The organism is Paenibacillus ginsengarvi (assembly GCF_003626695.1).
Classification (GTDB): Bacteria; Bacillota; Bacilli; order Paenibacillales; family NBRC-103111; genus Paenibacillus_AB; species Paenibacillus_AB ginsengarvi.
Genome location: NZ_RBAH01000009.1, coordinates 186,347 through 209,340 on the forward strand (window position 1 = coordinate 186,347; position 22,994 = coordinate 209,340).

The 22,994-nt window shown below is 56.0% G+C and carries 25 protein-coding genes; 19 read left to right on the plus strand and 6 right to left on the minus strand.

Going from position 1 to position 22,994, the window contains the following annotated elements:
* Nucleotides 1–159 precede the first annotated feature (159 nt).
* The 8 genes from rpoD (at nt 160) to D7M11_RS14720 (ending at nt 7,888) form a co-directional block, all read left to right on the plus strand.
* Nucleotides 160–1,056: an RNA polymerase sigma factor RpoD gene (gene rpoD / locus D7M11_RS14685; RefSeq protein ID WP_240041114.1), complete on the plus strand. Its 897-nt coding sequence runs from the start codon at nt 160–162 to the stop codon at nt 1,054–1,056.
* Nucleotides 1,057–1,194: 138 nt separating this feature from the next.
* Complete coding sequence (locus D7M11_RS14690) at nt 1,195–2,127, plus strand: manganese-dependent inorganic pyrophosphatase (protein ID WP_120747984.1); 933 nt, start codon at nt 1,195–1,197, stop codon at nt 2,125–2,127.
* Between the two features lie 183 nt (nt 2,128–2,310).
* A complete protein-coding gene (locus tag D7M11_RS14695) occupies nt 2,311–3,153 on the plus strand; it encodes a Gfo/Idh/MocA family oxidoreductase (protein WP_120747985.1) in 843 nt (280 codons plus the stop codon).
* 267 nt (nt 3,154–3,420) lie between these two features.
* Nucleotides 3,421–4,047 carry an FHA domain-containing protein gene (locus tag D7M11_RS14700; RefSeq protein WP_240041115.1) on the plus strand — a complete coding sequence of 209 codons (627 nt, stop codon included), beginning with the start codon at nt 3,421–3,423 and terminating at the stop codon, nt 4,045–4,047.
* A gap of 21 nt (nt 4,048–4,068) precedes the next feature.
* A complete protein-coding gene (gene murA, locus D7M11_RS14705; protein ID WP_120747986.1) occupies nt 4,069–5,361 on the plus strand; it encodes a UDP-N-acetylglucosamine 1-carboxyvinyltransferase in 1,293 nt (430 codons plus the stop codon).
* Nucleotides 5,362–5,560: 199 nt separating this feature from the next.
* Nucleotides 5,561–6,529 carry a YpdA family putative bacillithiol disulfide reductase gene (locus D7M11_RS14710; protein ID WP_120747987.1) on the plus strand — a complete coding sequence of 323 codons (969 nt, stop codon included), beginning with the start codon at nt 5,561–5,563 and terminating at the stop codon, nt 6,527–6,529.
* A gap of 80 nt (nt 6,530–6,609) precedes the next feature.
* A complete protein-coding gene (locus D7M11_RS14715; RefSeq protein ID WP_158606608.1) occupies nt 6,610–7,338 on the plus strand; it encodes a hypothetical protein in 729 nt (242 codons plus the stop codon).
* Between the two features lie 100 nt (nt 7,339–7,438).
* On the plus strand, nt 7,439–7,888 hold the full coding sequence (locus D7M11_RS14720; RefSeq protein ID WP_120747989.1) for a Fur family transcriptional regulator: 450 nt from the start codon (nt 7,439–7,441) through the stop codon (nt 7,886–7,888).
* A gap of 104 nt (nt 7,889–7,992) precedes the next feature.
* Here D7M11_RS14720 and D7M11_RS14725 read toward each other — a convergent pair whose 3' ends face one another.
* Nucleotides 7,993–9,090, minus strand: a complete 1,098-nt coding sequence (locus D7M11_RS14725; RefSeq protein WP_147433438.1) for a copper resistance D family protein — start codon at nt 9,088–9,090, stop codon at nt 7,993–7,995.
* Between the two features lie 58 nt (nt 9,091–9,148).
* Nucleotides 9,149–9,637 (minus strand): PCYCGC motif-containing (lipo)protein, encoded by a 489-nt coding sequence (locus D7M11_RS14730; RefSeq protein WP_168928306.1) that lies wholly within the window; start codon nt 9,635–9,637, stop codon nt 9,149–9,151.
* A 268-nt stretch (nt 9,638–9,905) separates the two neighbouring features.
* Here D7M11_RS14730 and D7M11_RS14735 point away from each other — a divergent pair, with 268 nt between their 5' ends.
* On the plus strand, nt 9,906–10,460 hold the full coding sequence (locus D7M11_RS14735) for a copper resistance CopC family protein (protein WP_120747991.1): 555 nt from the start codon (nt 9,906–9,908) through the stop codon (nt 10,458–10,460).
* Between the two features lie 75 nt (nt 10,461–10,535).
* Here the strand turns inward: D7M11_RS14735 and D7M11_RS14740 are convergent, their stop codons facing one another.
* Together D7M11_RS14740 and D7M11_RS36135 are read right to left on the minus strand one after the other, a co-directional pair.
* Nucleotides 10,536–11,027 (minus strand): GyrI-like domain-containing protein, encoded by a 492-nt coding sequence (locus tag D7M11_RS14740; protein ID WP_120747992.1) that lies wholly within the window; start codon nt 11,025–11,027, stop codon nt 10,536–10,538.
* An 80-nt stretch (nt 11,028–11,107) separates the two neighbouring features.
* The gene (locus D7M11_RS36135) at nt 11,108–11,986 is read right to left on the minus strand and encodes an AraC family transcriptional regulator (RefSeq protein WP_147433439.1); all 879 of its coding nucleotides are present in this window, start codon (nt 11,984–11,986) and stop codon (nt 11,108–11,110) included.
* A 114-nt stretch (nt 11,987–12,100) separates the two neighbouring features.
* Between D7M11_RS36135 and D7M11_RS14755 the strand changes: the two genes are divergently transcribed.
* From D7M11_RS14755 to D7M11_RS14795, 9 genes are all read left to right on the plus strand, one after another.
* Nucleotides 12,101–13,987: a beta-N-acetylhexosaminidase gene (locus tag D7M11_RS14755; RefSeq protein WP_158606609.1), complete on the plus strand. Its 1,887-nt coding sequence runs from the start codon at nt 12,101–12,103 to the stop codon at nt 13,985–13,987.
* An 18-nt stretch (nt 13,988–14,005) separates the two neighbouring features.
* The gene (locus tag D7M11_RS14760) at nt 14,006–15,070 is read left to right on the plus strand and encodes an alpha-amylase family protein (RefSeq protein ID WP_120747994.1); all 1,065 of its coding nucleotides are present in this window, start codon (nt 14,006–14,008) and stop codon (nt 15,068–15,070) included.
* Nucleotides 15,071–15,149: 79 nt separating this feature from the next.
* Nucleotides 15,150–16,442, plus strand: coding sequence for a M20/M25/M40 family metallo-hydrolase (locus tag D7M11_RS14765; protein WP_120747995.1), 1,293 nt, complete (start codon nt 15,150–15,152; stop codon nt 16,440–16,442).
* Nucleotides 16,443–16,447: 5 nt separating this feature from the next.
* Nucleotides 16,448–16,831 carry a RidA family protein gene (locus tag D7M11_RS14770; RefSeq protein WP_120747996.1) on the plus strand — a complete coding sequence of 128 codons (384 nt, stop codon included), beginning with the start codon at nt 16,448–16,450 and terminating at the stop codon, nt 16,829–16,831.
* A gap of 7 nt (nt 16,832–16,838) precedes the next feature.
* Nucleotides 16,839–17,591 (plus strand): SDR family NAD(P)-dependent oxidoreductase, encoded by a 753-nt coding sequence (locus tag D7M11_RS14775; RefSeq protein WP_120747997.1) that lies wholly within the window; start codon nt 16,839–16,841, stop codon nt 17,589–17,591.
* Between the two features lie 165 nt (nt 17,592–17,756).
* Complete coding sequence (locus D7M11_RS14780; protein WP_120747998.1) at nt 17,757–18,314, plus strand: nucleotidyltransferase family protein; 558 nt, start codon at nt 17,757–17,759, stop codon at nt 18,312–18,314.
* 473 nt (nt 18,315–18,787) lie between these two features.
* Nucleotides 18,788–19,054, plus strand: coding sequence for a metal-sensitive transcriptional regulator (locus tag D7M11_RS14785; protein WP_120747999.1), 267 nt, complete (start codon nt 18,788–18,790; stop codon nt 19,052–19,054).
* A 186-nt stretch (nt 19,055–19,240) separates the two neighbouring features.
* A complete protein-coding gene (locus D7M11_RS14790; RefSeq protein WP_240041116.1) occupies nt 19,241–19,531 on the plus strand; it encodes a PadR family transcriptional regulator in 291 nt (96 codons plus the stop codon).
* Entirely contained in the window at nt 19,528–20,085 is a 558-nt protein-coding gene (locus D7M11_RS14795; RefSeq protein ID WP_120748001.1) for a DUF1700 domain-containing protein, read from the plus strand. Before D7M11_RS14790 ends, D7M11_RS14795 begins: the two co-directional genes overlap by 4 nt.
* Nucleotide 20,086: 1 nt before the next feature.
* On the opposite strand, the gene D7M11_RS36895 is transcribed toward D7M11_RS14795, so the two are convergent.
* Complete coding sequence (locus D7M11_RS36895; RefSeq protein ID WP_338042491.1) at nt 20,087–20,305, minus strand: hypothetical protein; 219 nt, start codon at nt 20,303–20,305, stop codon at nt 20,087–20,089.
* 82 nt (nt 20,306–20,387) lie between these two features.
* Here D7M11_RS36895 and D7M11_RS14805 point away from each other — a divergent pair, with 82 nt between their 5' ends.
* Entirely contained in the window at nt 20,388–21,743 is a 1,356-nt protein-coding gene (locus tag D7M11_RS14805) for an N-acyl-D-glucosamine 2-epimerase (protein ID WP_120748002.1), read from the plus strand.
* Nucleotides 21,744–21,746: 3 nt separating this feature from the next.
* Here D7M11_RS14805 and chrA read toward each other — a convergent pair whose 3' ends face one another.
* Complete coding sequence (gene chrA, locus D7M11_RS14810) at nt 21,747–22,961, minus strand: chromate efflux transporter (RefSeq protein ID WP_120748003.1); 1,215 nt, start codon at nt 22,959–22,961, stop codon at nt 21,747–21,749.
* Between the last annotated feature and the right edge of the window lie 33 nt (nt 22,962–22,994).

The following is a 22,994-nucleotide window of genomic DNA, read 5'->3' on the forward strand; positions in this document are numbered from 1 at the left end:
CTTGTCGATTTGTCAATCGGGATGCGGATAAACGACTTGACACAACTGCACGGATAACTTTGTTTTCTTTACCAGGGAGGATGAAGCCGATTTATGGCGAATGACGGGCGTTCGGGATCTGATAAGAAGCTATCGCTTGATGCAAACAATAGAGATTCCATGATACACGATGATCAGGACCGGAACGAATTTACCGATAATAACGATCTATCCTTGCCGCCAGGTATAGGGATTAACGATCCGGTTCGTATGTATTTGAAAGAAATCGGACGCGTCCAATTGTTGTCGGGCGAAGCCGAGGTCGAGCTGGCCAAACGCATCGAGCAGGGCGACGAAGAGGCGAAGCGGCAGCTCGCCGAGGCGAACCTGCGTCTCGTCGTCAGCATCGCGAGACGGTATGTCGGGAGAGGGATGCTGTTCCTCGACCTGATTCAGGAAGGCAATATGGGACTGATTAAAGCTGTCGAGAAGTTCGATTACTCGAAAGGTTACAAGTTCAGCACGTACGCGACGTGGTGGATTCGCCAAGCCATTACGCGGGCGATCGCCGACCAGGCCAGAACGATCCGTGTTCCGGTACATATGGTCGAGACGATCAACAAGCTTATCCGCATATCGAGACAGCTGCTGCAAGAGCTCGGCCGCGAGCCGACGCCAGAAGAGATCGCCAAGGAGATGGACATCTCCGACGAGAAAGTGCGTGAGATCATGAAGGTCGCGCAAGATCCGATATCGCTTGAGACGCCGATCGGCGAAGAGAACGATTCGAATCTTGGCGATTTTATCGAGGATCAGGATGCGCTCGCTCCGGCCGACGCCGCCGCTTTCGAGCTGCTCAAGGAACAGCTCGAGGATGTGCTCGATACGCTGACGGAGCGCGAGGAGAATGTGCTGCGCCTGCGATTCGGTCTGGATGACGGACGCACCCGCACGCTGGAGGAAGTCGGACAAGTGTTCGGCGTCACGCGCGAACGCATCCGTCAGATCGAGGCAAAGGCTCTGCGCAAGCTGAGACACCCTAGCCGCAGCAAACGTCTGAAAGATTTTTTGGAGTAAGACAAGCTGCCGGATAAAGCTCGAAGGGCTAAAACGATTCCCTTCCAAAAAATCTCTGTAAAAGCATAGGAATATAGTGAATTAAACGATATAATAAAAACGGATTGGCTATTTCCAAAACAGAGGAGCTATATTAGGATGGGAAAAACACTGATTTTCGGACACAAAAACCCGGATACCGATTCGATCGGCTCTGCCATCGCGTATGCCGATTTGAAGAGCAAATTGGGCAAGGACGTGGAAGCCGTTCGTCTCGGAGCGGTTAACGGAGAAACCGGGTACGCGCTAGACTACTTCGGAGTTCAGGCTCCGCGCCTTGTGGAAACCGTTGCCGGCGAGGCGAGCGACGTGATTCTTGTCGACCATAACGAGCGCCAGCAAAGCGCGTCGGATATCGATCAAGTCCGCGTAATCGAAGTCATCGATCATCATCGGATCGCCAACTTTGAGACAAGCCATCCGCTTTACTATCGCGCCGAGCCGGTAGGCTGTACGGCTACGATTTTGAACAAGCTGTACAAGGAAAACGGTGTCGCCATCTCGAAGCCGATCGCGGGACTGATGCTTTCCGCCATTATTTCCGATTCTCTTTTATTCAAATCGCCTACTTGCACGGAAGAAGACGTTGCTGCCGCTCAGGAGCTTGCTGCAATTGCAGGCGTCGACAGCGCAAGCTACGGCCTCAATATGCTCAAAGCCGGAGCTGACTTAAGCGACAAAACGATCGCCCAGCTGATCTCGCTCGATTCCAAAGAGTTTTCGATGGGCGGCAAAAAAGTCGAGATCGCTCAAGTCAACGCCGTTGATACAAACGACGTGTTGTCTCGCCAAACTGAGCTGGAAGCAGCGCTGTCGGCGATTATCGCGGAAAAAGGCCTGGACTTGTTCGTATTCGTCGTTACCGATATTTTGAACAACGATTCCGTTGCCCTTGCGCTCGGCCAGTCGGCTGCTGTCGTGGAGAAAGCGTACAACGTATCGCTTGTCGACAACAAAACCGTTCTGAAGGGCGTTGTATCGCGCAAATCGCAAATCGTGCCGGTTCTGACCGATACGTTCAACAATCTGTAAGCCGTATTTCCGCACAGCCTGTGACCATACGTGTCACGGGCTTGTTTGCGTTGCTGACTTTGACAATTATTTTGGAGTTCTTCGCCAAACGGTAAAAATTTTACGAAAATGATCTCCATTCTGTTATAATGGTGAACGGGATTAGGTTGAACCGTTACGATTTCGGATGAGAAGGGGATTAGGATGAAAAAAATCGGATTTATCGATTACTTTTTGGATGAATGGCATGCGGAGAAGTATCCAGCTATGATCGAGGCGGCCACAAACGGCCAGATGCAGGTTACATACGCTTACGGTAAAATCGACAAGCCGGGCGGCCTCAGCAATAACGAGTGGTGTGCGAAAAAGGGCATCGAGCTGCTGTCGTCGATCGAAGAAGTCGTGGAAAAAAGCGACTACTTGATCGTGCTATCGCCCGATCATCCGGAGTTCCACGAGGAGCTGTCCGAGCTTCCGCTTCGTTCAGGCAAACCGACGTACATTGACAAAACGTTCGCTCCCGACCGCAAAACCGCCCAGCTGCTGTTCGGGTGGGCGAGCGAGCACGGAACGCCGATGTATTCTTCGTCCGCCCTCCGTTTTGCGGCGGAATACGAAGCGGTGTCCCGCGAAGGGATCGACACGATATTCAGCTTCGGTCCGGGCAAATTCGAGAATTATTCGATTCATCAGATCGAGCCGATCGTCGCCTTAATGGGCAGTGACGTCACGCGTATCATGTATACCGGAACCGCTCGTTTTCCTTCGCTGCTGATCGGGTTTGCGGACGGCAGACAGGCGACCGTCAATCATTTCGGCAATCCGACCTCGTTCGGGACGACGATTAATTACGCCTCGGGCGAAGCGAAATCGCTCAAGATCGAATCGGACTTTTTCGGCTCGTTCATACGTAATCTCGTCCGTTTCTTCGAGACGGGCGAAGGCGGAGTCGATCCGGCCCAGACGGTGGCGATCATCACGATTATTGAATACGGCCTCAAGGCTGCTTTATCTCCGCATCAATGGATCGAGATGCCGCGTTCCTGATTATCAGAAAGCGTTAACCGCCCGGCGCCATGCCGAGGCGGTTTTTTTTAACGAATATGAAGCTCGGGCTCCACTTTGCGGCGGAATTTCGAATAAGTCAGCTGTGAGGGAAGCGTCACCGATTCATAATTTTATATGTCGGCGGTTTGAGGTATGATAGTAGATAGGCGTAAACCAATGTCGGAGGGAATGCAACTGGATACGTTCGCTTGTTTATACATTGTCAGGGGGGAGCCGTTTCGGCCCGGCACCTGCCTGAATATTTCGATGCCGGAAACGGTATTCGGCCGAACATCGGCAGGCTTTTCGCCCGATTTCTCGTTCTCGAACGCCTTTATATCGCGCAACCATTTCGTCATCCGCCGGGAAAACGATGCCGCGGTATTATACGATTCGGGAAGCCCCAACGGCACCGAGATCAACGGTCAAAAAGTAGTTCCGCATACGCCGTACCGGCTGCAGACGGGCGATATCATAAAGCTTGCGAAAGGCCTTACGGTCATTCATTTCTCTTATTTGTTCGGAGAGCAGACGCTGGAGCTCGAACCGCTTAGCAGTGCGATGTGGGAGGAGCCGAGCGGCGCGACTACGATTCATTGGGAAAAGCGCGAATGCGTCGTCGGCGGCAAGCCAATCGCCATGTCCGAAAAAGAGTATTTGTTTCTCGATCTGATGTACAAGCATGCGAATCAGCTTGTGACGTATCACGATATTAAACAAACGGTCTGGCCGGATCGGCCGCTTGGACCGGGAGGGGCGCCCGACGTCCATACGGACGAGCTGAACGCGCTCATTTACCGGATTCGCAAAAAGTACAAAAATACGTTTCTGATCAGCGCCGTGCGCGGTAACGGCTACATACTAGAGACCGATGCGAAGGAAAGTGCGAAGTAAACGACAACGGAGGCTTGCACTATGCGATACATTCGAGTACAACCCGCGGGACCGCTTCAGGGCTCGGTTCGTATTCCTGGCGCGAAGAACAGCGCGCTAGCCCTGCTGGCCGCTTCTTGTCTGGCCGACGATATCGTCAGGCTCGAAGGCATTCCCGAACTGGACGATATGCGGCAAATCGCCGGCATCGCCCAGGGAATCGGCCTGCGTATGACGAGATGCGATAATGGCGACATCGAGCTTGATCCGAGGTATATATACAGCGCGACGATCGATCCGGGCAAGGCTTCCGCCTACCGGGCGTCCTATTATTTTGCCGGCGCGCTACTGGCAAAGTTCGGCCGGGTGACGATCGGATTCCCGGGCGGGGACGATTTCAAGTCGAGGCCGATCGATCAGCATATGAAAGCGTTCGAGGCGCTTGGCGCCAAAGTGACGCTGCATGACGATCATTACGTCGTAGAAGCGGCCGAGCTGAAGGGCGCGGACATCTACTTCGATATGATTACGTGCGGCGCCACGATCAACAGTATGCTCGCCGCCGTGCGGGCGCGGGGCAGAACGGTGCTGTACAATGCGGCTGTGGACCCGGAGGTCGTCGATACGGCAACGCTGCTGTGCCAATTCGGAGCGCGCATCTACGGCGCCGGAACGCGCTGTATTCGCATCGAAGGCGTTCCTTACTTGAACGGCGGCATTCACACGGTCATTCCCGATCGTCTTGTGGCCGGTACGTTTCTCATCGCGGCCGGCGTTACGGGCGGACAAGTGACGGTGCAGGACGTCATACCGGAGCATCTTAGCTCCTGCCTGTCCAAGCTGAAGGAGGTCGGGGTCGAGATCGAGACCGGCGAGAGCTCCATAACGGCCTACGGATCAGGCCAGGTTAAAGCGACGCGTATCCGCACCGCGATGTATCCGGGCTTCGCCACCGATCTGCAGCAGCCGATGACGGCGCTCCTGCTGCTCGCGAGAGGCAAAAGCATCGTAACGGATAAAGTGTTTCCGCACCGGTTCAATCACGTGCCCCAGCTTCGCCGGCTGGGAGCGGAGATCGAGCAGCGCAAGGAGAGCGCCTTTATCCGGGGCGGCAGGCCGCTTATTGGCGACTGGGTTCACGCCACCGACGTGCGCGCCGGCATGGCTCTCGTACTGGCCGGGCTCGTGGCCGAAGGCAGCACCCGGATTACGGGCGTGGAGCATGTCGAGCGGGGATACTCCGACATCATCGGCAGCCTGCGCTCGCTTGGCGCGAGCCTGTCGCTTCACGAGCAGGACGCGGAAGCGGGACAATTCGGCTACGGCTGCGTGTAGCTGCGGGTATAGTTCGGACGATAAAAAAGTCGCGGGTGCTGCGGAGAGCAGGCTTCGCGGCTTTTTGCCGTTGCTATGCAAGCCCGTCGGCTGCCAATCTTTACACAGGCTTTTTCAAATGCTACAGTAAAGGTTATGTGTGAACTAATATCTGTTACTGTAACACGCACGACAATAAGAGGATGAAGGCGGCACAAGCATGGAAAAAGTGATCGTGATCGGGGGAGGCCCTTGCGGATTATCAGCCGCGGCGGCATTGCAGGAGAGAGGGATCGATTGTCTCGTTCTGGAGAAGGGAGGCATCGTCCAGTCGATTACGGCGTTTCCCGCGAATATGAGATTATATAGCACGAGCGACCGGCTGGAAATCGGGGGAATCCCGTTTTTGTCGGAGGAGGAGCGCCCGACGCGCAATGAAGTGATGCGGTATTACCGGACCGTTGTCGGGAGACTGGGGCTTCGGGTCAAAACGTTCCATCGGGTTACGGCCGTGAAACGGAACGGCTCGTCGTTTCAAGTAACCGCCGTTAACCACATCGGCCGGGAACTGCATTACGAGACGGAAGCGGTTGTCATCGCGATGGGCACATACGATCAGCCAAGATGGATAAACGTGCCGGGAGAGCAGCTTTCCAAAGTTCGCCACTACTACACCGAGGGCCATTCGTACGCGGGGATGAAGGTGCTCGTCGTCGGGGGCAAAAACTCCGCCGTCGAAGCGGCGATCGATCTGTACCGCAATGGCGCGGAGGTGACGCTCGTTCATCGCGGAGAAACGGTGCTGAAAGGGATCAAGCCTACGCTTATGCTGGATATCCGCAACATGATCGAGAAGGAGCGAATCCGGTTTTATGCACAGTCGAGCGTGCTGTCGATCGGGGAGGAGCAGGTGCGGCTGCTTACGGACGAAGGCGAAGTCGAGATCGAGAACGATTTTGTGTTCTCGCTTATCGGCTACCAGCCGGATATCGAGTTTTTGCAAAGTCTGGACATTCGGATCGATGAGGAAACGAAAATGCCGGAGTTCGATCCGCACACGTATGAAACGAACGTGCCGAACGTATTTGTCGCCGGGGTCGTAACCGGAGGTATTACGAACAAGGTGTTCATCGACGACGGAAGGCTGCACGGGCCTCTCATTGCGGCGGCTATCGGGTCCAGGACGTGACTGCCCGTCGCGCGGACGTTTTATACGGCGGGCCGATTGTGCTACAATAGGAAAAACAGCTTACGGAGTGATACATTGAAGTGAATTATCGGCATGCAGTCGAGCGGCACAGCTTCGAGGATTTGGCGAGCGGCCGCGTGCTCTATAACGGCCGTGGGACTACCGCTTTCCCGGTACGTCTCGCCAGCGAGCTTTTTAGCCGGGCCGCAGCGTATTTGACCGGCCGGGGCAACGCGGGCCCGTACCGCCTGTACGATCCTTGCGCGGGCGGGGCCTATATGCTGACGGCGATCGGATTTTTACACGGGGATTTAATTGCGGACATCGCCGCATCGGATATAGACCCGCAGGCCGTTGAGCTTGCCGCCCGCAACTTGTCGCTGCTGACCGCGGAAGGCTTGAACGAACGGGTTCGCCAGCTGCGGGAACTGTACGACAGCTATGGGAAAACGTCGCACAGCGAAGCTCTGGACAGCGCGGAGCGTTTGGGTGCGATCATCGCCAGTCACCCGGAACGACCGGCAACTGCTTGTCTGGCAGCGGATGCAACGGAGCCTATCGGAGCGCTTCAGGGCAGGCAGTTCGACATGATTGTATCCGATCTTCCGTATGGACATTTGGTGGACTGGACGACGGAGGCCGAGCATCCCGCGAGGCAGATGCTGGACCGGCTCGCTCCGCTGCTTACGCCCGTATCGGTCGTTGTTCTGGTAGCGCCGAAAGAGCAGAAAATAACGAACGACCGCTACGAGCAGGTCGGACAATTCAAAGTCGGGAAACGACGGGCGATTTTGCTAAAGCTGAAATGACCGGCCTTACTGAGAATGCATTCGGAGCCGCAAGCGGCCTGCTATCGGGCAAGGCCTCATCATCAGGGCGGATTCGCACCCGGAAAGGACACCTCTATCCATGACAGAACCGGATAAAGTGAAACAGATCATCGACATCATGTCGAAGAACGGCTGGAGAATTACCGAGCAGCGCCGGACGCTCGCCGAAATATTCGTCAAAAACGACGGCTACTTATCGCCGAAAGACGTATACGATCAAATGTCGGTCGATTATCCGAGCGTAAGCTTCGACACCGTATATCGCAACCTGCGGCTTCTTAGCGAGATGGGAGCGCTCGAGCAGTTTTATTTTATGGACGGGGGACTCAAATTCCGCGGCAGCTGCACGAATCACCACCATCATCATCTCATCTGCATCAATTGTGAGAAGACGCTTTCGTTCGAGTATTGCCCGATGGAGCAGACACTGAACCTGCCCGGCAAGTTCAAAATCGTCAATCACCGGTTCGAGGTGTACGGCATCTGCGAGGAGTGCCAGTCGGAGCAGGCCTTGCAAACGACAGTGTAAGGAATAACAATATATGCAAAAAAAAACTGCACCCGAATGGCTATGTAGCTGCCAATTTGGAGGTGCAGTTTTCTTTTTTGCAGCATCGTACTGGCTGCCCTGTTTTAGCGAACCAGCAGCAATATCGATAAAAAGGCGGTGACGGCGAAGCCGATCCCGAAGGCGGCAGCTAGACGCGGCGTATTACGGCGCCACGACCGGAGCAGAAGCAGCAGAAGCGCTACTGCTGCCAAGGCCAGCAGCATACCGGCCGGCTGAAGGCCGAACGTTAGACGCATATCGGTCGTTACATCGCTGCCGTGAAACAAGCGGAATAGCGCGGACGGGACGAGCGGCTCCGGATTTTCCGGGTCGTCGTGCGGCGGCCGCTGCTGGCCCATAAAGGCTGTGGCCGCAAACAGCAGCAGGATGATGACGCTTTCCACTCGGAACCATGGGCGCGGATCGAACTGCGGATGGATCTTTAGCCGCGATTGAAGCGCAAAGCCGTTGAAAAAGCCGAATACGACGACCGGAATGAGCAGCAGATGTTTAACGAGCAGCGCCTGTCCGTACGAGATGATCCAGCTTTGCGGATAGCTCGGAACAATGTAAGCCATCATGATAAGTCCGGCGGCGACAATGACGATCACGCACAGCACGGAGAGCGGGTGGAACCAGCGCAGAAAGCGCAGCCAGCCGTCGGAAGGGTTGGCGAACCACCCGGCGATCAGCAGCAGGCCGATCCAGACGCTGGCCGCCGCCAGATGGAACGACTGTGCCAAAAATCCCCACGACTCCGATTGACCGGCGGCGTGACTGGCCCATCCGTACGAAAACAGCAGTCCCAGCGCAAGCAGACCGGCAAATCCGTTGGCCCAGCGGTTCCGGCTTGGGTCGCGCAACGCCAGCAGAGCGAGAAATAAGGTGCACATCCCGAACATCCAGAGCCAGGCTTTGCCGAATTCCAGCTCGAGCAGCACGTCGTCGATAATGTCCCAGAACGGGCCGGCGAACTGGGTCAGGAAAAGCGTGTTTTTGATGACCGGCACGAGTGATAATAGCGCTATGCCGACGACTGCATTAAACAGCAGGGAGCCGGGAAGGCGGGCTTCCGGTCTGGCGTCGACCGGCAAACCGTTCCAGATGACCGCTCCGCATACGAAGGCGAAGCATACGTACAGCAGCGTTTCCGATAAATAGGCGTACATCGGTCGATTCACTCCAAAAAGAAGCCCCTTGCCATCAAGCAAAGAGGCTTTCGTGTTTTAGCCGGCTCTATCAGCTCGGCATCGGTGTCGGCGTTGGCTTGGCATAGCCCGACTTGTATGTAGCGTCGATGATCTGCCGAATTTCTTTGGCCGATTTACCCTGCTCCTTGAGCTGGTACGACGTAACGGCGATTTGCATGCAGACGCCGCAGCGGGTGCCGTGATCGTCCCAAACGACGGAGCCGTCGCTTTTGATTTCTTGAATGAAGCAGTTTTCGTTGCTCTTGTGTCCCGCACTTTCGCCGCAGCCGCAGTAACAAGGAATCGAACGCAGCAGCTCGGCCGATTGGGCGGCAAGCCGGTAAGCGGTTCGTATTTCCTCGCGCTGTTTATCGAGAAACGACGGCAGCGTCTGGATCGACGCGGTCTTCTCCTGGATGTCTCCCGTGGCCGTACGATGCGCGCCGTGCTCGTCCTGCGCAGCGGATTTGCCGCAGGCGCTGACGGCGAACATGGCAAGCGCGAGCGCCACGGAGCCGAACATACGAAGCTTGTTCATGAATACACCTCAATTTGAATAGCGACTATATAAGTTGAACGAATCCTCTTGCGGAATAAGCAGAGTGTAATGGAGAAATGGAATGGAACGGGCATCCAAAACATTCGTTCAACTTACGTTTCACCACCATCATAGCATATTGTTGCCGGAAGAAAGCAGCGATGCGCGATTGTTCGCAAAATTGTCTTTTTCCGCAAGCTGGGTGCGCGGAAGCGTTTGATATACTTGGGGAAGGCAGTAAGGATAAGAAAAGAGAGGTTGCGCTCAAATGAGGAAAAGATGGCTCTCCGCTATTGTATTAGGTTTGCTGATGCTGCTCGCTCCGGCTGTCGTATCGGCCCACACCGGGCTGAAGTCCTCTTCTCCGGCAGGAGGAGCTACGGTCGACAAGTCGCCTGGAGAGGTAACGATGGAGTTTAATACGGACATCGAACCGCTCAGTACATTCGAAGTGCGCGGGGAAACTAACGAGCTGTGGAAAGTATCCGGCATCCGGATCGAGAAAGACAAAATGTCCGGGAAGCTCGAATCGGGCTTGCCGAACGGGACATACACGGTCAAGTGGAGCATTATCGGCAGAGACGGCCATCCGGTCGAAAACAAGTTTTCGTTTACCGTTAAGCTGTCGGAGCAAGCTCAGGCGTCGCAGCCGGCTAGCGGCGGTTCCGAAACGAAAACGGCCCAGCCGGAAGCTTCCACCGCTCCAGCTGCGGAAACGGGCGGAGGCGGAAAGACGATGACGATCGCGGCAATGGTGCTGATCGCGATTATCGCTGCCTTCGCCATTGTCCGTATGCGCAAAAAGGGAGCGGGAACGAAGTAGGAGCAGGTTGCGCGAATAAGCAAAAGAGATGCCTCGACGTTGATGGGTCAAGGCATCTTTTTTGTATGGCGGCGATTACCTGCGGATCGGGATATACCACTCGATCAGCCCGGCGGTCTCCAGCTCGGGGGTGCCGATTTCGAAACGAGGCTTTGCCAAATCGATGTTATATTTCTTCTGGTTGTCTTCCGTGCAGATCGAGCTCCAAAACAGACCGACGTGGGCTTTCTCGAACCCGAATACAACATAGTCGTCCGCCGGAATCGTATAGGCGGTCATGCCATTCGGAATCGGGCCGCTGTCCGGAGCTTCGACGGCCGCAAAGGGACGAAAGCCCGGCATCAAAATGACGAGGTACATAGGAGGACGCTTTCCCCCGGCAATGAGTTCAAACGTTTCGTTTAACCGCTTGAACAGTCTCTTTTCGTCGTCTAGTCCAGCCCCTTCGAAGCCGATAAGCGGCGTGACATCGCGCTTGACGGTACGGACCTGTATCACATTTTCCAAAAGCGCCTTGTCCGGCATGGCAGTACCTCCGTAATAAGGAATATCGTACGCAGGCTCCATTCGCCGTTTCCCTAGCGCTATCCTGCCGAATCGCCGCTATATTTGCAAATAGCTGGATGATTTACGGAATCAACCGCAATTCAGCCGACCTCGTGATGCTTCGAACGAAACGTCATGGCCGACATGCCGGCAAACTTCTTAAACAGCCGGGCGAAGTAGGTAATATCTTCGAAGCCGAGCATTTGCGCGATTTGCTTGATTTGCAAATTTGTCAATCGCAGCAGCTTTTTCGCTTCCGCTATTTTCAGCCGGTTTACATATTCGTTAAGCGCATAACCCGTATGCTGCTGCACGATCCGCCGCAGCGTGGAGCGCGAAATATGGTTGCGTTCCCAAATGTCTTGCTCATTCCACGGCTTGTAGAGGCTTTCGCCGATGTCCTCCAAGATGGACAGCACGATCTCCGGCTTGCGTTCCGGGTGAATGCTCGACTTGCGGCTGTCGTTAGCGCTGCAAAACTCGAATACGAGCGATTCGAGCAGCAGGGCGGCCCGGTCCACGTTATCGGCAATGCCGCTGTCCATGTAATCCCCGATCGTCTCCAGCTTATGAATCCACTTGTTATCCATACCGACGCGAAACACTTTGTTCGGCTCTTGGATAAGCCCGTCCAGCCATTCCGTTACGCGGGGGCCTTCGAAGTTGACGTAATATTCGTCCCAATCCTTGCCCGGGTCCGGGCCGAAGTGAAACAGCTCCCCCGGATATTCCCAGAATAAACTTCCGGCTTCCAGCCGCTGAATCGGACCGTCCCCTACCTGATACGTACCGCTCCCCCGCACGATGTAGGTAAACGCCCAGGTTGAGGACGCCGAATTGCGGCGCATCGGCGTTCGGCCGGGCAGATGCCCGTACTGCTGCAGCGTCAGCCCTTTGATCTTCAGCTTCGCCTTGTCGACCTTCAGCTCGATGATGCGAATCGGCAAAGGACTGATCATATAGTCCAACAACTTGGTCATGTTTCGCCTACCCTTCGATTCGGTTCATTGGTATTGTATAAGGGAATGATCGTTAATTATATCAAAGTTCGTTTATGCTGTCGAAGACCTCGAAGCGAGAATGGAGGACTACAGGTGCAACTACATTTCAACGGTGACCTAACGGAATTGCAGGATGGGATAGCGGTGCTGGCCGCCGAGCTCGGGGTAAAATGCGGCGCCGAAGGAATGCGGGTAGATGTCGTCAAGTACGAAGGGCCGGAGCTGCGCGTAGAGCGCAGTGAGCATGGCATTACGCTGCACTACGCACGCAACATTCATTTTTTCCGCGGCTTGGGGCTTCTTGTGGAAGCGCTTCGCGACGGTCTGGGGGCGTTCTCCATCAGCGAAACGCCACAATTTCGGATGAACGGTCCGATGTTCGACGTATCTCAAGGCAACTCCGTCTTGAAGCCGGACACGGTGAAGAAGTTTATTCGATTGATGGCGGTTATGGGGCTCGACATGTTCATGCTGTATACCGAGGACAGCTATGACGTCAAGGAACAGCCGTTCTTCGGCTATATGCGCGGCCGCTATACGCAGGAGGAGCTTCGCGATCTCGACGATTACGCCTTTATGTTCGGCATCGAGATGATTCCGTGCATCCAGACGCTCAGCCATTTGAAAGATGTGTTGAAATGGGAGGCGTTCGCGGACATCCGCGACGACGAAGAAACGATGCTGGTCGGGGAAGAGAAGACGTACGCGTTCATCGAGCAGATGATCGTGGCCGCAGCCGCTCCCGTACGCACGAAACGATTCCATATCGGAATGGATGAGGCGTGGAAGCTCGGACAAGGCCATTATTTGGCCCGCAACGGCTACCGCTCCAAGTTCGACATTATGAACGAGCATCTGCACCGCGTGTTGGAAATTACCCGCAAGCACGGGCTGGAGCCGATGATGTGGAGCGATATGTACTTCCGGGCAGGCTCCAAAACCGGAGCTTACTACGACAAAGAGTGCGTCATTCCGGATCGAGTCATCGAAGAAATGCCGAAAGACGTACAGCTCGTCTATTGGGATTACTATCACGCCGATGAAGAGTTTTACGAGGACTGGATTCGCAGGCATAAAGCGTTCGGCTCTACGCCGGTGTTCGCGGGGGGCATCTGGAACTGGAAAGGTTTCGTGCTTAATTACGGGCTGACGATGCGGTCTACAAACTCGGCGCTGAACGTATGCAAGAGAGAGGGCGTCAGTGAAATTATCGCCACGCTATGGGGGGACGATGGCACGGAATGCGACTGGTTCTCCGCCATTCTCGGACTGCAGCTGTTCGCCGAGCATGGTTATGCGGCCGAACTGTCCGAGGAGAAGCTGCGCAAACGGTTCGCCTTCTGCACCGGCGGCAGCTACGATGATTTTATGGACATCCGCTGGATGGATGAAATCGACGGAATCGGCGAGGACAATCTGGGAGGCTCGAACCCGTCGCGGCTCGCGCTCTGGCAGCATCCGATGATGGGGCTGCTCGACTCCAACTTGTCCGGCAAAGGGCTTGCGGCCCATTATGCGAAGCTCGAGAAGCAATTCGAGGTGTACGCCGGCCGCAACGGCGAGTACGGCTTCGTCTTTGAGGTGCTTCGCCGGTTGTGCTCCGTGCTTACCGTAAAAGCGGAGCTGGGCATAAACCTCGTAAGCGCCTACGGCAGCGGGGATAAGGCTAGGCTGCAAGAGTACGCCGAATCGCTCCTTCCCGATCTGATCGTTCGCGTCCGGGAGCTGCAAACGGCGCAGCGGGATCGTTGGTTCGAGATAAACAAGCCGTTCGGCTGGGAAGTGATCGACTACCGGTACGGCTCACTGATCATCAGCCTGGAAACGACGATCAAACGGCTCTCCGATTACGTATCCTGCGCTGTCGCCGGTCTCGAAGAGCTGGAGGAAAGCCGTATGCCTTACTACGGCGACCCTAACAATCTGCACTGCCAGTGGTACCAGTTCATTCCGACCGCCAGTCGGATCGCGCAACCTTAATCGAGAGGGGAGTTTCACTTGATTCATAACCAGCCGGATAAATTGATTAAAGGCATCGCCTATCACGGTAACCGGATGCTGCGCCATATGGAGACCGACCTGCGAGATATCGTGAACAATCATTTCAACCTTGTCGTGCATATGTTCTCGCATACGGATTGGGACCGCCACCGCAGCATTATGAAGGAAATCATTCAGATGACGGAAGGCCACGGGTTGGACGTGTGGGTCGATAACTGGGGGCTTGGCGGGCCTCCGGGAGACAAATCGCATTTTCTCGCCTATTACCCGGACAGCCACCAAGTGTATTCGGACGGCTCGGTTGACCCGGTCCGGGCGTGCCTGAACAGCCCGAACTTCCGCAAATTTACGAAGGAATGGATCGATGTCGTCTACGACATCGGCGGAAGAAGCATTTTCTGGGATGAGCCGCATCTGGCCGCCAAAGCGATCGACGGAGGCAAGAAGGCATATACGTGCGCGTGCGAGAGGTGTCAAAACGCGTTCCGCGAGCAGTACGGCTACGACATGCCTCCGGAGCTGGACGAAAATGTGGAAAAGTTCCGCATCGCTTCGGTTGTCGACTATTTCCGCGAAGTAACCGCATACAGCCAGCAAAAGCAAATGGAAAACATCGTATGCGTCATGCTCGGAAGCTCGTACGGCATCAATCTCGACTCGATCGAAGCGATCTGCAGCCTCGACACGCTGCAAAATATCGGCTCCGATCCGTACTGGCTTGGACAAAAAAACGTGCATCCGTACGACTTCGTCTACGAAAGCACAAAGCGGAATCTGGACGTCTGCAAAAAATTCGGCAAGCAGCACAACATCTGGATTCAAGGTTATGCCACCCCGGCGGGGCGCGAGGAAGAGATCATCTGGGCGACGGACGCAGCCTACGACGCCGGAGCGCGGCAAATTCTCGTATGGGGATTCCGCGGCTCGGAATCGAACGACTATCGCGCGAAGTCGCCGGATATGGCATGGAAGGCGATCGGCGAAGGCATGCGCAGAATTACGGACCGTCATCACGACGAGATCCGTAGAAGCCGCCTGGAGAAACTGAACCCTGGAAAGTGAAACTAAACTGCGCTGAAGCGGCGGTAGCAGTCGTCCGGCCTGCGGATCGAGAGCGGGCCGGGAAAGGAGAAGGCGGTACGTGAACGAAACGCTGAGCAAGAACATTTCCCGCTGGATCGCCAAACATCGGGACGATATCGTCGGGCTAACGGCCGATCTGATCCGGCACGATACGGTTAATCTGGTGACGGACGGCAGGGAGCGGGAGTGTCAGGAGCAAATTGCGGCCGTGCTGGGCGGGCTCGGCCTCGAGACGGCGCTTTATTCGCCGGAGGAAGCCCCCGGCTTCCGTGAGCATCCCGCCTATTTTCCCGGCAAGGACTATGCGCAGCGCCCCAACGTGGCAGGACGCTGGAAGGGCGGCGGAGGCGGCAAGTCGCTGCTGTTTTCGTCTCATGCGGATACGGCTGTCGTTGCGCCGGGCTGGTCCGGTTCCCCGTGGGAGCCCCGTGAGCAAAACGGCAAGCTGTACGGGCTCGGGTCGTTCGACATGAAGGGCGGTCTCGCGGCGTCGATCATGGCGATCCGCTGCCTGAAGGAGCTGGGCATTCAACCGGCCGGCGACGTCACGGTCGAATCGGTCGTCGACGAGGAGTTCGGGGGAGCGAACGGGACGCTGGCGGGACGGCTGATGGGTTATAACGCCGACGCCGCGATCATCCCGGAACCTACCAATATGGCGATCTGTCCGGCGACCCGGGGAGGGGCGCTGTGGCGGCTGACGTTCCGCGGCAAGACGGGGTTGTCGTTCAGCGGCGAAACGCTGGTCAATCCGCTTTACGACACGGGCAAGTTTCTCGTGTTTCTGGAGAAGTTCGAGAAGATGCGGTCCGGGGCATCCGGCCCGGCGCCGTGGTATGCGGACGATGCTTCGGGCTTGCCCGTCATCGTCACACGCGCGGAAGCGGGGGATATGACCGCCGCCTTGTGCGATGTAGGTCCGGAGCAAAGCGACATCGACATCTGGGTGGAATGTTACCCGGGCGTGTCCGAGGAGCAGTTGAAACGCGAGCTGACGGACGGGTATGCGGCGATGTTCCCGGAAGGGCAAATGCCGGAGTTTCGCAAAATGATCCGGTTTTTGCCCGGCTCGGAGTTGATGCCCGATTTCCCGTTGATCGGCCTGCTCGGGCGGGAAGTGGCGGACGTTTGCGGCCACGAGCCGCAGGTGCGGGGCGCGCCGTTCGCCTGCGACGCCTTCATGTTTAATCTTCACAGCCCCACGCCGGCGATCGTGCTCGGGCCGTCAGGAGCTAAGGCACACGCCGCGGACGAGTATGTGGACATCGAGTCACTGCTCCGGCTGACGGAGGTATACGCCCGGACAATTGTCCGATGGTGCGGGGTTTCCAGCTTACACGAAGGAGAATGAGGAAGATGAGACAAGTGATTCGCACACAGGACGCTTCTGCCGGGGACGGGCCTTATTCGCAAGGTGTGTTGTCCGGCGGCTTCGTGTTCGTTTCCGGTCAAGGGCCGCTTGATGTGCAAGGAAACGTTGTCGGCGAAACGATCGAAGAGCAAACCGAGCAAACGCTGCAAAACATCGAGCGCATACTCGCGGCCGCCGGCTGCTCGTCGGATGATGTGGTCAAGGTTAACGTCATCCTTCAGGATATCGGTCACTTTTCGAGATTTAACGAAGTGTACCGTACTCATTTCAAGGAGCCTATGCCGGCCCGTACCTGCTTCCAGGGCGGTCTGGACGGCATCTTGGTCGAAATCGACGTGATCGCCAAGGCGCCGGGAGAGAAGGAGTGAGCCGAACATGAGCAGGTTTGACGGTAAAGTGGTGCTGATTACGGGGGCCGGACGCGGAATCGGCAAGGCGGTTGCGCAGCGGTTCGCCGCGGAAGGCGCGTTGCTCGCCTTGCTGTCCAACGTCGAGGCTGATTTGACGGAGACGGCCGATGAGCTTGTCTCGGGCGGATCTGTCGTACGAAACTATGTCGTCGACGTTGCCGACGAGCGGCAGGTGGAAGCCGCAATCGCCGCTGCCGAGAGCGACTTCGGCCGGATCGATGTGCTCGTCAACAATGCAGGAATCGCCTGGGAAGAGCCGCTGCTCGATATTAAGCCGGACAACTGGAAAAAAATTATCGACGTCAACTTAAACGGCATGTTCTGGGTCGCTCAATCGGTTGCGCGCCGAATGGCGTCGCAGGGCGGCGGGGTCATCGTCAACATGGCGTCGACGAACGGGCTCGTAGGCGAGGCGAATTATGCCCACTATAACGCCTCGAAGGGCGGCGTCGTGCTGCTGACGAAAACGATGGCGATCGAGCTTGGGGCGAAGGGGATTCGCGTCAACGCCGTATGCCCAGGCTACATTCAAACGCCGATGTCCGAAGCGATCGACAGTCCCGAATTTATCGAACAATACATCCGCGCGAAAATACCGCTCGGACGTGTCGGCAAGCCCGAAGACGTCGCCGGGGTATTCGCTTTTCTCGCGTCAGACGATGCCGCGTTCATTACCGGCGAGACGATCGTCGTCGACGGCGGACAGCTTGCTTTTTAGACGGACGTAGGCAGAGTCACGATTGATTGATCCCGTTCCCCGGAACGGGATTATTTCTTTTTGAACGCAAGCTTCCGGGAAATATCGTTACAGCCGATTTTTATCGGCATCCGTGAGACTGATATAGTACACTTGATCTACATGCCTGAGAGAGCGAGGATCGGAATGCCGGAAAATTTGGAACGTCGACTGAAGCAATATGTATATGAACACGACCGACTTATGAACGACCTGCGTCAGGTGCGGGAGCTTGCGCTGCCGGACTGCTACATCGCCGCCGGTTATATCCGAAGTTATGTATGGGACCGGCTTCACGGCTATGAGGACCGGGCCAAACACGACGATATCGATGTCGTTTATTATGATGCGGACGAGCAGTCCGAGGAACGGGACATCGGTCTGGAGCGGGAGCTGATCCGGCGGACCGGAAACGAAAAGTGGTCGGTGAAAAATCAGGCGAGAATGCATATCCGCAATCGCGAGTCGCCGTATCGCTCTGTCGAAGATGCGCTCAGCCGGTGGCCCGAAACCGTGACGGCCGTAGGCGTCAGACTGAACGAGAATGACGAGCTGGTCATCTGCTCGCCGTACGGCTTGGACGATTTATTCGGCATGATGGTCAGGCGAAGCCCGCTCTTTGCCGATCAGTCTTATTTCGAGGAAAGGGTCCGCCGAAAAGCGTGGCTGACGTCGTGGCCGCTGCTGACTTATAAGGGAGATTAAGACGTCGAGAGACGTCTTTTGCATTTCTTTGGCTGTGCCGCGGCATGAACGGAAGTGAAAGTTCCGCTAACGCTCGCGGTGGACCGCAGTTTAGGGTGTTAGAGGAAGTGAAACTTCCGTTATGGCCGCAGCCCGTCCGAATAGAAGCGGACATTTGGGGCATTACGGAAGAAACGGTTCCTCTAAACAGGTATAGACGGCCCTCATAGCAGAAATAGAGGAACTCTCGGTTCCGCTGAAACAACGATTGCGGAAGTGGCAGTTCCGCTAAAGTCGCGAAGGGCTCTGCGGAAGTACTCCTTCCCCTTCCAAGCGCTAACGGTGGCGTCTGCACCTACCGTTTCCATGTCGCAGGCGAGTTGGGCGATGCTGCAGAAGGCCCATTTGGGGGCGCGGCTCCTGGTTGTACAACGCCGCAATTTTGGCGTATAGTAAACCTATACCTGTATGGGATAAGGAAAGGAGATCGAGTTATGGCTTACCAATATACGGATGAGATGAAAACCCGGCTGAGAAGAATCGAGGGCCAAGTCCGCGGCGTGCTGCGGTTAATGGATGAGGAGAAATCGTGCAAGGACGTCGTAAGCCAGTTATCTGCCGTACGCAATGCGGCGGATAAAGCGATCGCGCAAATCGTCGCGGAAAATTTGGAACAATGCATTATCGAAGAACAAACGGCAGGCCGAGATTCGAGCAAGGTCGTGAAGGAAGCGATCGAGCTGCTTGTCAAAAGCCGATAATACTACAACAGCCGAATGAGCGCCCTTTCCCCACGGAAGGCGCTTTTTTCGTGCGAGACATTTTTTGTTGCAAGGTACCTTGTGTAGCACAGTATTATGTGTTAACCTAGTAGTGAAAGGGGAGGCAGCATGGACCTATCGGAATGGACTTCTCAAGTGCGAAGAGGAATTTTGGAATATTGCATCTTGCTGCTTATCAGTCAGAAGCCGCGCTACGGCTATGAGCTCGTGACGAAGCTGGAAAAGTCGGAATCGCTTGCCGTCACGGAGGGAACGCTGTACCCGCTGCTGCGCCGGCTGCTGAAGGACCAATATATCGAATCGTTCTGGCAAGAGTCGGACTCGGGTCCGCCGCGCAAATATTATTCGTTGTCGGACGCGGGGCGCGAGCTGCTCGACACGATGTCGCTGGAGTGGAACAAGCTGGCCGAATCGGTCAATCTTATTCAATTGTACAGAGGAGAGGAACCATCATGAGCCCGCTGGGAAAAGCATATCTGGAGAAACTATATCATGAGTTGAGGAAAATGCCGGAGGAAGAACGAATCGACGCCGTCAAGGAGATCGAAAGCCATATTGAGGAAGGCTTGCTCAGCGGACAGCCGGAAGGGGTCATCTTGAAGAAGCTTGGGGAGCCGCGGCAGCTGGCCAAAGCATTCCGCAGCGAATATTACAAGCAAGGGATGAAGGGCGGGGATTGGCGGGACATGCTCAGAATGATCGGCTTTTATTGTACGACGGGGCTGCTCAGCGTCATGGTCGTGCCTGTGCTGGCGACAATCGCTTATGGTTTCGGCTTTTGCGCCGTGCTTATCCTGATCGCCGGCGCCGTCCGGTCGTTCGGGGTATCGTGGATCAATATGGATTTCGGTCCTTATTACACCGTTCCCTATGAGTGGAGCATGGCGTACGCACTCGTCATCGGCGGGATCGTCGGCGGCATTGCCTGGATCAGCCGGACGTACTTGCGTCGTTATTTGCAGTTCGTCTCGGAACGGTACAGTCATATTTTGCCGAGCGGCCGCGGATAAGTTAAGGCTTCGTTGGCTTCTCTTCAAATTGGTAACAGGGCTTTCCCGACGAGGCGAGCACGGTTTGGCTCGGGAGCCCTTGCGTTTTAAAGCCGTAAGCTTTGCAGCCTTTCGGGAATTTGGGGTCCCATGTTACATAAAAATGGCGGCATTTCATACAATTGATTCGTACCGTTTGTGTCATGATCTGCTCCCGGGTAATCGAATAGAATGTATCCATTATACCCCATCGGTACCGGATCGGGGTATTCGTTTTCTAGTACTGATCCGACCGGCTGGCGAAAAGGGAGGCGTCGCTTCAGATGACAAAAGCGCAAAGAGGCGTATCCGGCCCGAGCATTCAGGTCGATCCGCTGTTTCCGTATTACGAGAACCGTACTCCGGATAGCATTGCGGAGGAGATTGAAGCTGCCGGTTATGCGATCGTTCATTATTTTGTCGTAAGCGAGAGCCGGGTGAACGGCGAGTTGATCCGTGCTTTTCAGCGAAGAGGGATGTTCGTATGGGCGCTGGTGCTTGGAAACGGCACCTTTTCCACCGCAGGTTATCCGGACGATTGGCCGAGGTGGCAAATGGAGCTGCTCAAGCCTTGCGATGACGGCTACACGCGGTTTTCCTACTTCAGCGAAGCGTACGTGTCCTGGAAGCAGTCGGCCATATCGGAGATGCTTGTCCGTTATCCGTTCGACGGCATCGAGATCGCCGAGCCGTATTTCCCGGAATGGGATGGCATTCGCAGGGGCGTTTACGGGGACGTAGGGCCGCTGGCGCGAGCAGCGTTTCGCAAACAGTACGGCCATGAGATACCGGATTTCGTCAACCGCCGCTCGCCGAACTATTACAAGACGAACCAAGCGGCGTATAAAGCTTGGATTCATTTTCGAGTGGAAGCTGTAAACGGCTTCTTGGACCAGATCGTCAACGGAGCCGGAGGCGCGCGTACGGTCAGGCCGGATATCGCCGTGGCTACTTGGTCGCTCGCCGTGGATGCGGGCAGTGATTCGGTCGAGCGTTTGAAGGAAATGCAGGGGCTTGACGCCCCTTCGATGATTAAGGCCGTCAAACCGGATATGCATATGCTGCAAACGCACTGGCCGGATTGGACGAAGGCGGGGTTGTCTTCGGACTATGTCAGGAGCTATGAGCCATTTGCCCGCCCAATCCGGCTGGAGCATCCCGGGCTGCCGCTGGCGGTGCAGGCGGACATCGGCTCGGCGCGGCATATGATCAAGGGACGGGAATGGCTAAGCGGCTTTCACCAAACCGCGTTCCGGCTCGGCTACTCGTCCTGGACCGCCTATGAGTATCATATTTGCGGAGCGATGTACGACACGCCGCCCATTCCGTTTTCGGGCATACGGTTGTCCGATACGCTGATTCGGCTGTCGTTTAATAAGCGGATCGATGCGGAAAGCTGCTTAAGTCTGCAGCAGCGGTTCGGGTTGTACGCGGGCGGCATGTACGAAAAGTTGCATGTAGACCGCGTACAGGTGGACGGAAACCGTCTTTATTTGCATTGCAGCCGTCTGCCGTCCGGGCCTCTTGAGGTCGCCATTCCCGGAATATTGGATACACCTGCGCTTTGGCTATACAGGGATTTCAAGCCGAATGCAGTTGCACCCGGCACAAGAATCGCCGTTGCGGATTGGGGCAAGTAATGCCTACAGGGACAAGAGCGCCCCGCAGGCAGCACCCGCAAGTACGACAAGCCACGGAGGCAGCTTCCAGAAGACGAGTCCCGCATACAGCAGCGCAGCGAGCGCGAAATCGGGCGGCTTGACGATTGCCGTCGTCCATAGCGGATTGTACAGCGCGGCAAGCAGCATACCGACAACGGCGGCATTAACTCCGGCTATGGCACCTTGCATGGCGGAAAAACGGCGAAGCGAACTCCAGAACGGAAGACACCCGGCCACAAGCAGAAACGCCGGTAAAAAAATCGCCACGATGGCGACGATCGCACCTGCCGTTCCATGCATGACCGCACCCAAATAAGCCGCGAACGTAAATAACGGACCGGGGACGGCTTGCGCCGCTCCATATCCGGCCAGGAACGGACCGGCTCCGATCCAGCCCGTTGGAACGAACTCTTTCTCGAGTAGCGGCAGCACGACGTGGCCGCCTCCGAAGACGAGGGAACCCGACCGGTAAAAGCTGTCGAACATGGAGATCCATAAGCCAGGAGCAGCTTGCCTTACAAGCGGCAGAGCTACCAGCAGCGCAAAGAACGCAGCGAGGCAAATAAAGCCGAGCGTTCGACTCACAGAAATATGCAGCTGAGGACCGGGCTGTTCCGCTAGTTTCGAGAGCAGCATAACGCCGAGCAGCGCGGCGGCCGCAATCAGCAACACTTGACTGAAAGCCGTTTGCCACAGGACGGATACAATGGCTGCGCCGACCGCTATTGTGGCGCGGGTACGGCCGGCTGCCAGCTTCTGCCCCATACCGAGCAACGCTTGAGCTACGATCGCTACGGCGACCACTTTCAGTCCGTGTATCGCTCCGCTTTGACTTAAGTCGAACTGCTGCATGAGTAGGGCAAACAAGACGAGGGCCACGACCGAAGGAAGCGTAAAGCCGAGCCATGCCATCAAGCCGCCCCCGATTCCAGCCCTGATGATTCCGATGCCGATACCGACCTGACTGCTGGCCGGCCCAGGAAGAAACTGGCACAAGGCGACCAGTTCGGCATAGCTGCGGTCATCCAGCCATTTGCGCCTGGTGACGTACTCGTCACGGAAGTAGCCGATATGGGCGATCGGGCCGCCGAATGAAGTAAGACCGAGCTTGGCGGAAGCCAGCCCGATTTGCACGAGCCGTCGCAAATAGCTGCCGTCCCTGCTTACGCGACTATTGTGCTCTGATTGAATGTTCATGGATGAACGCAATTCCTTTTGCTATAATTTCTA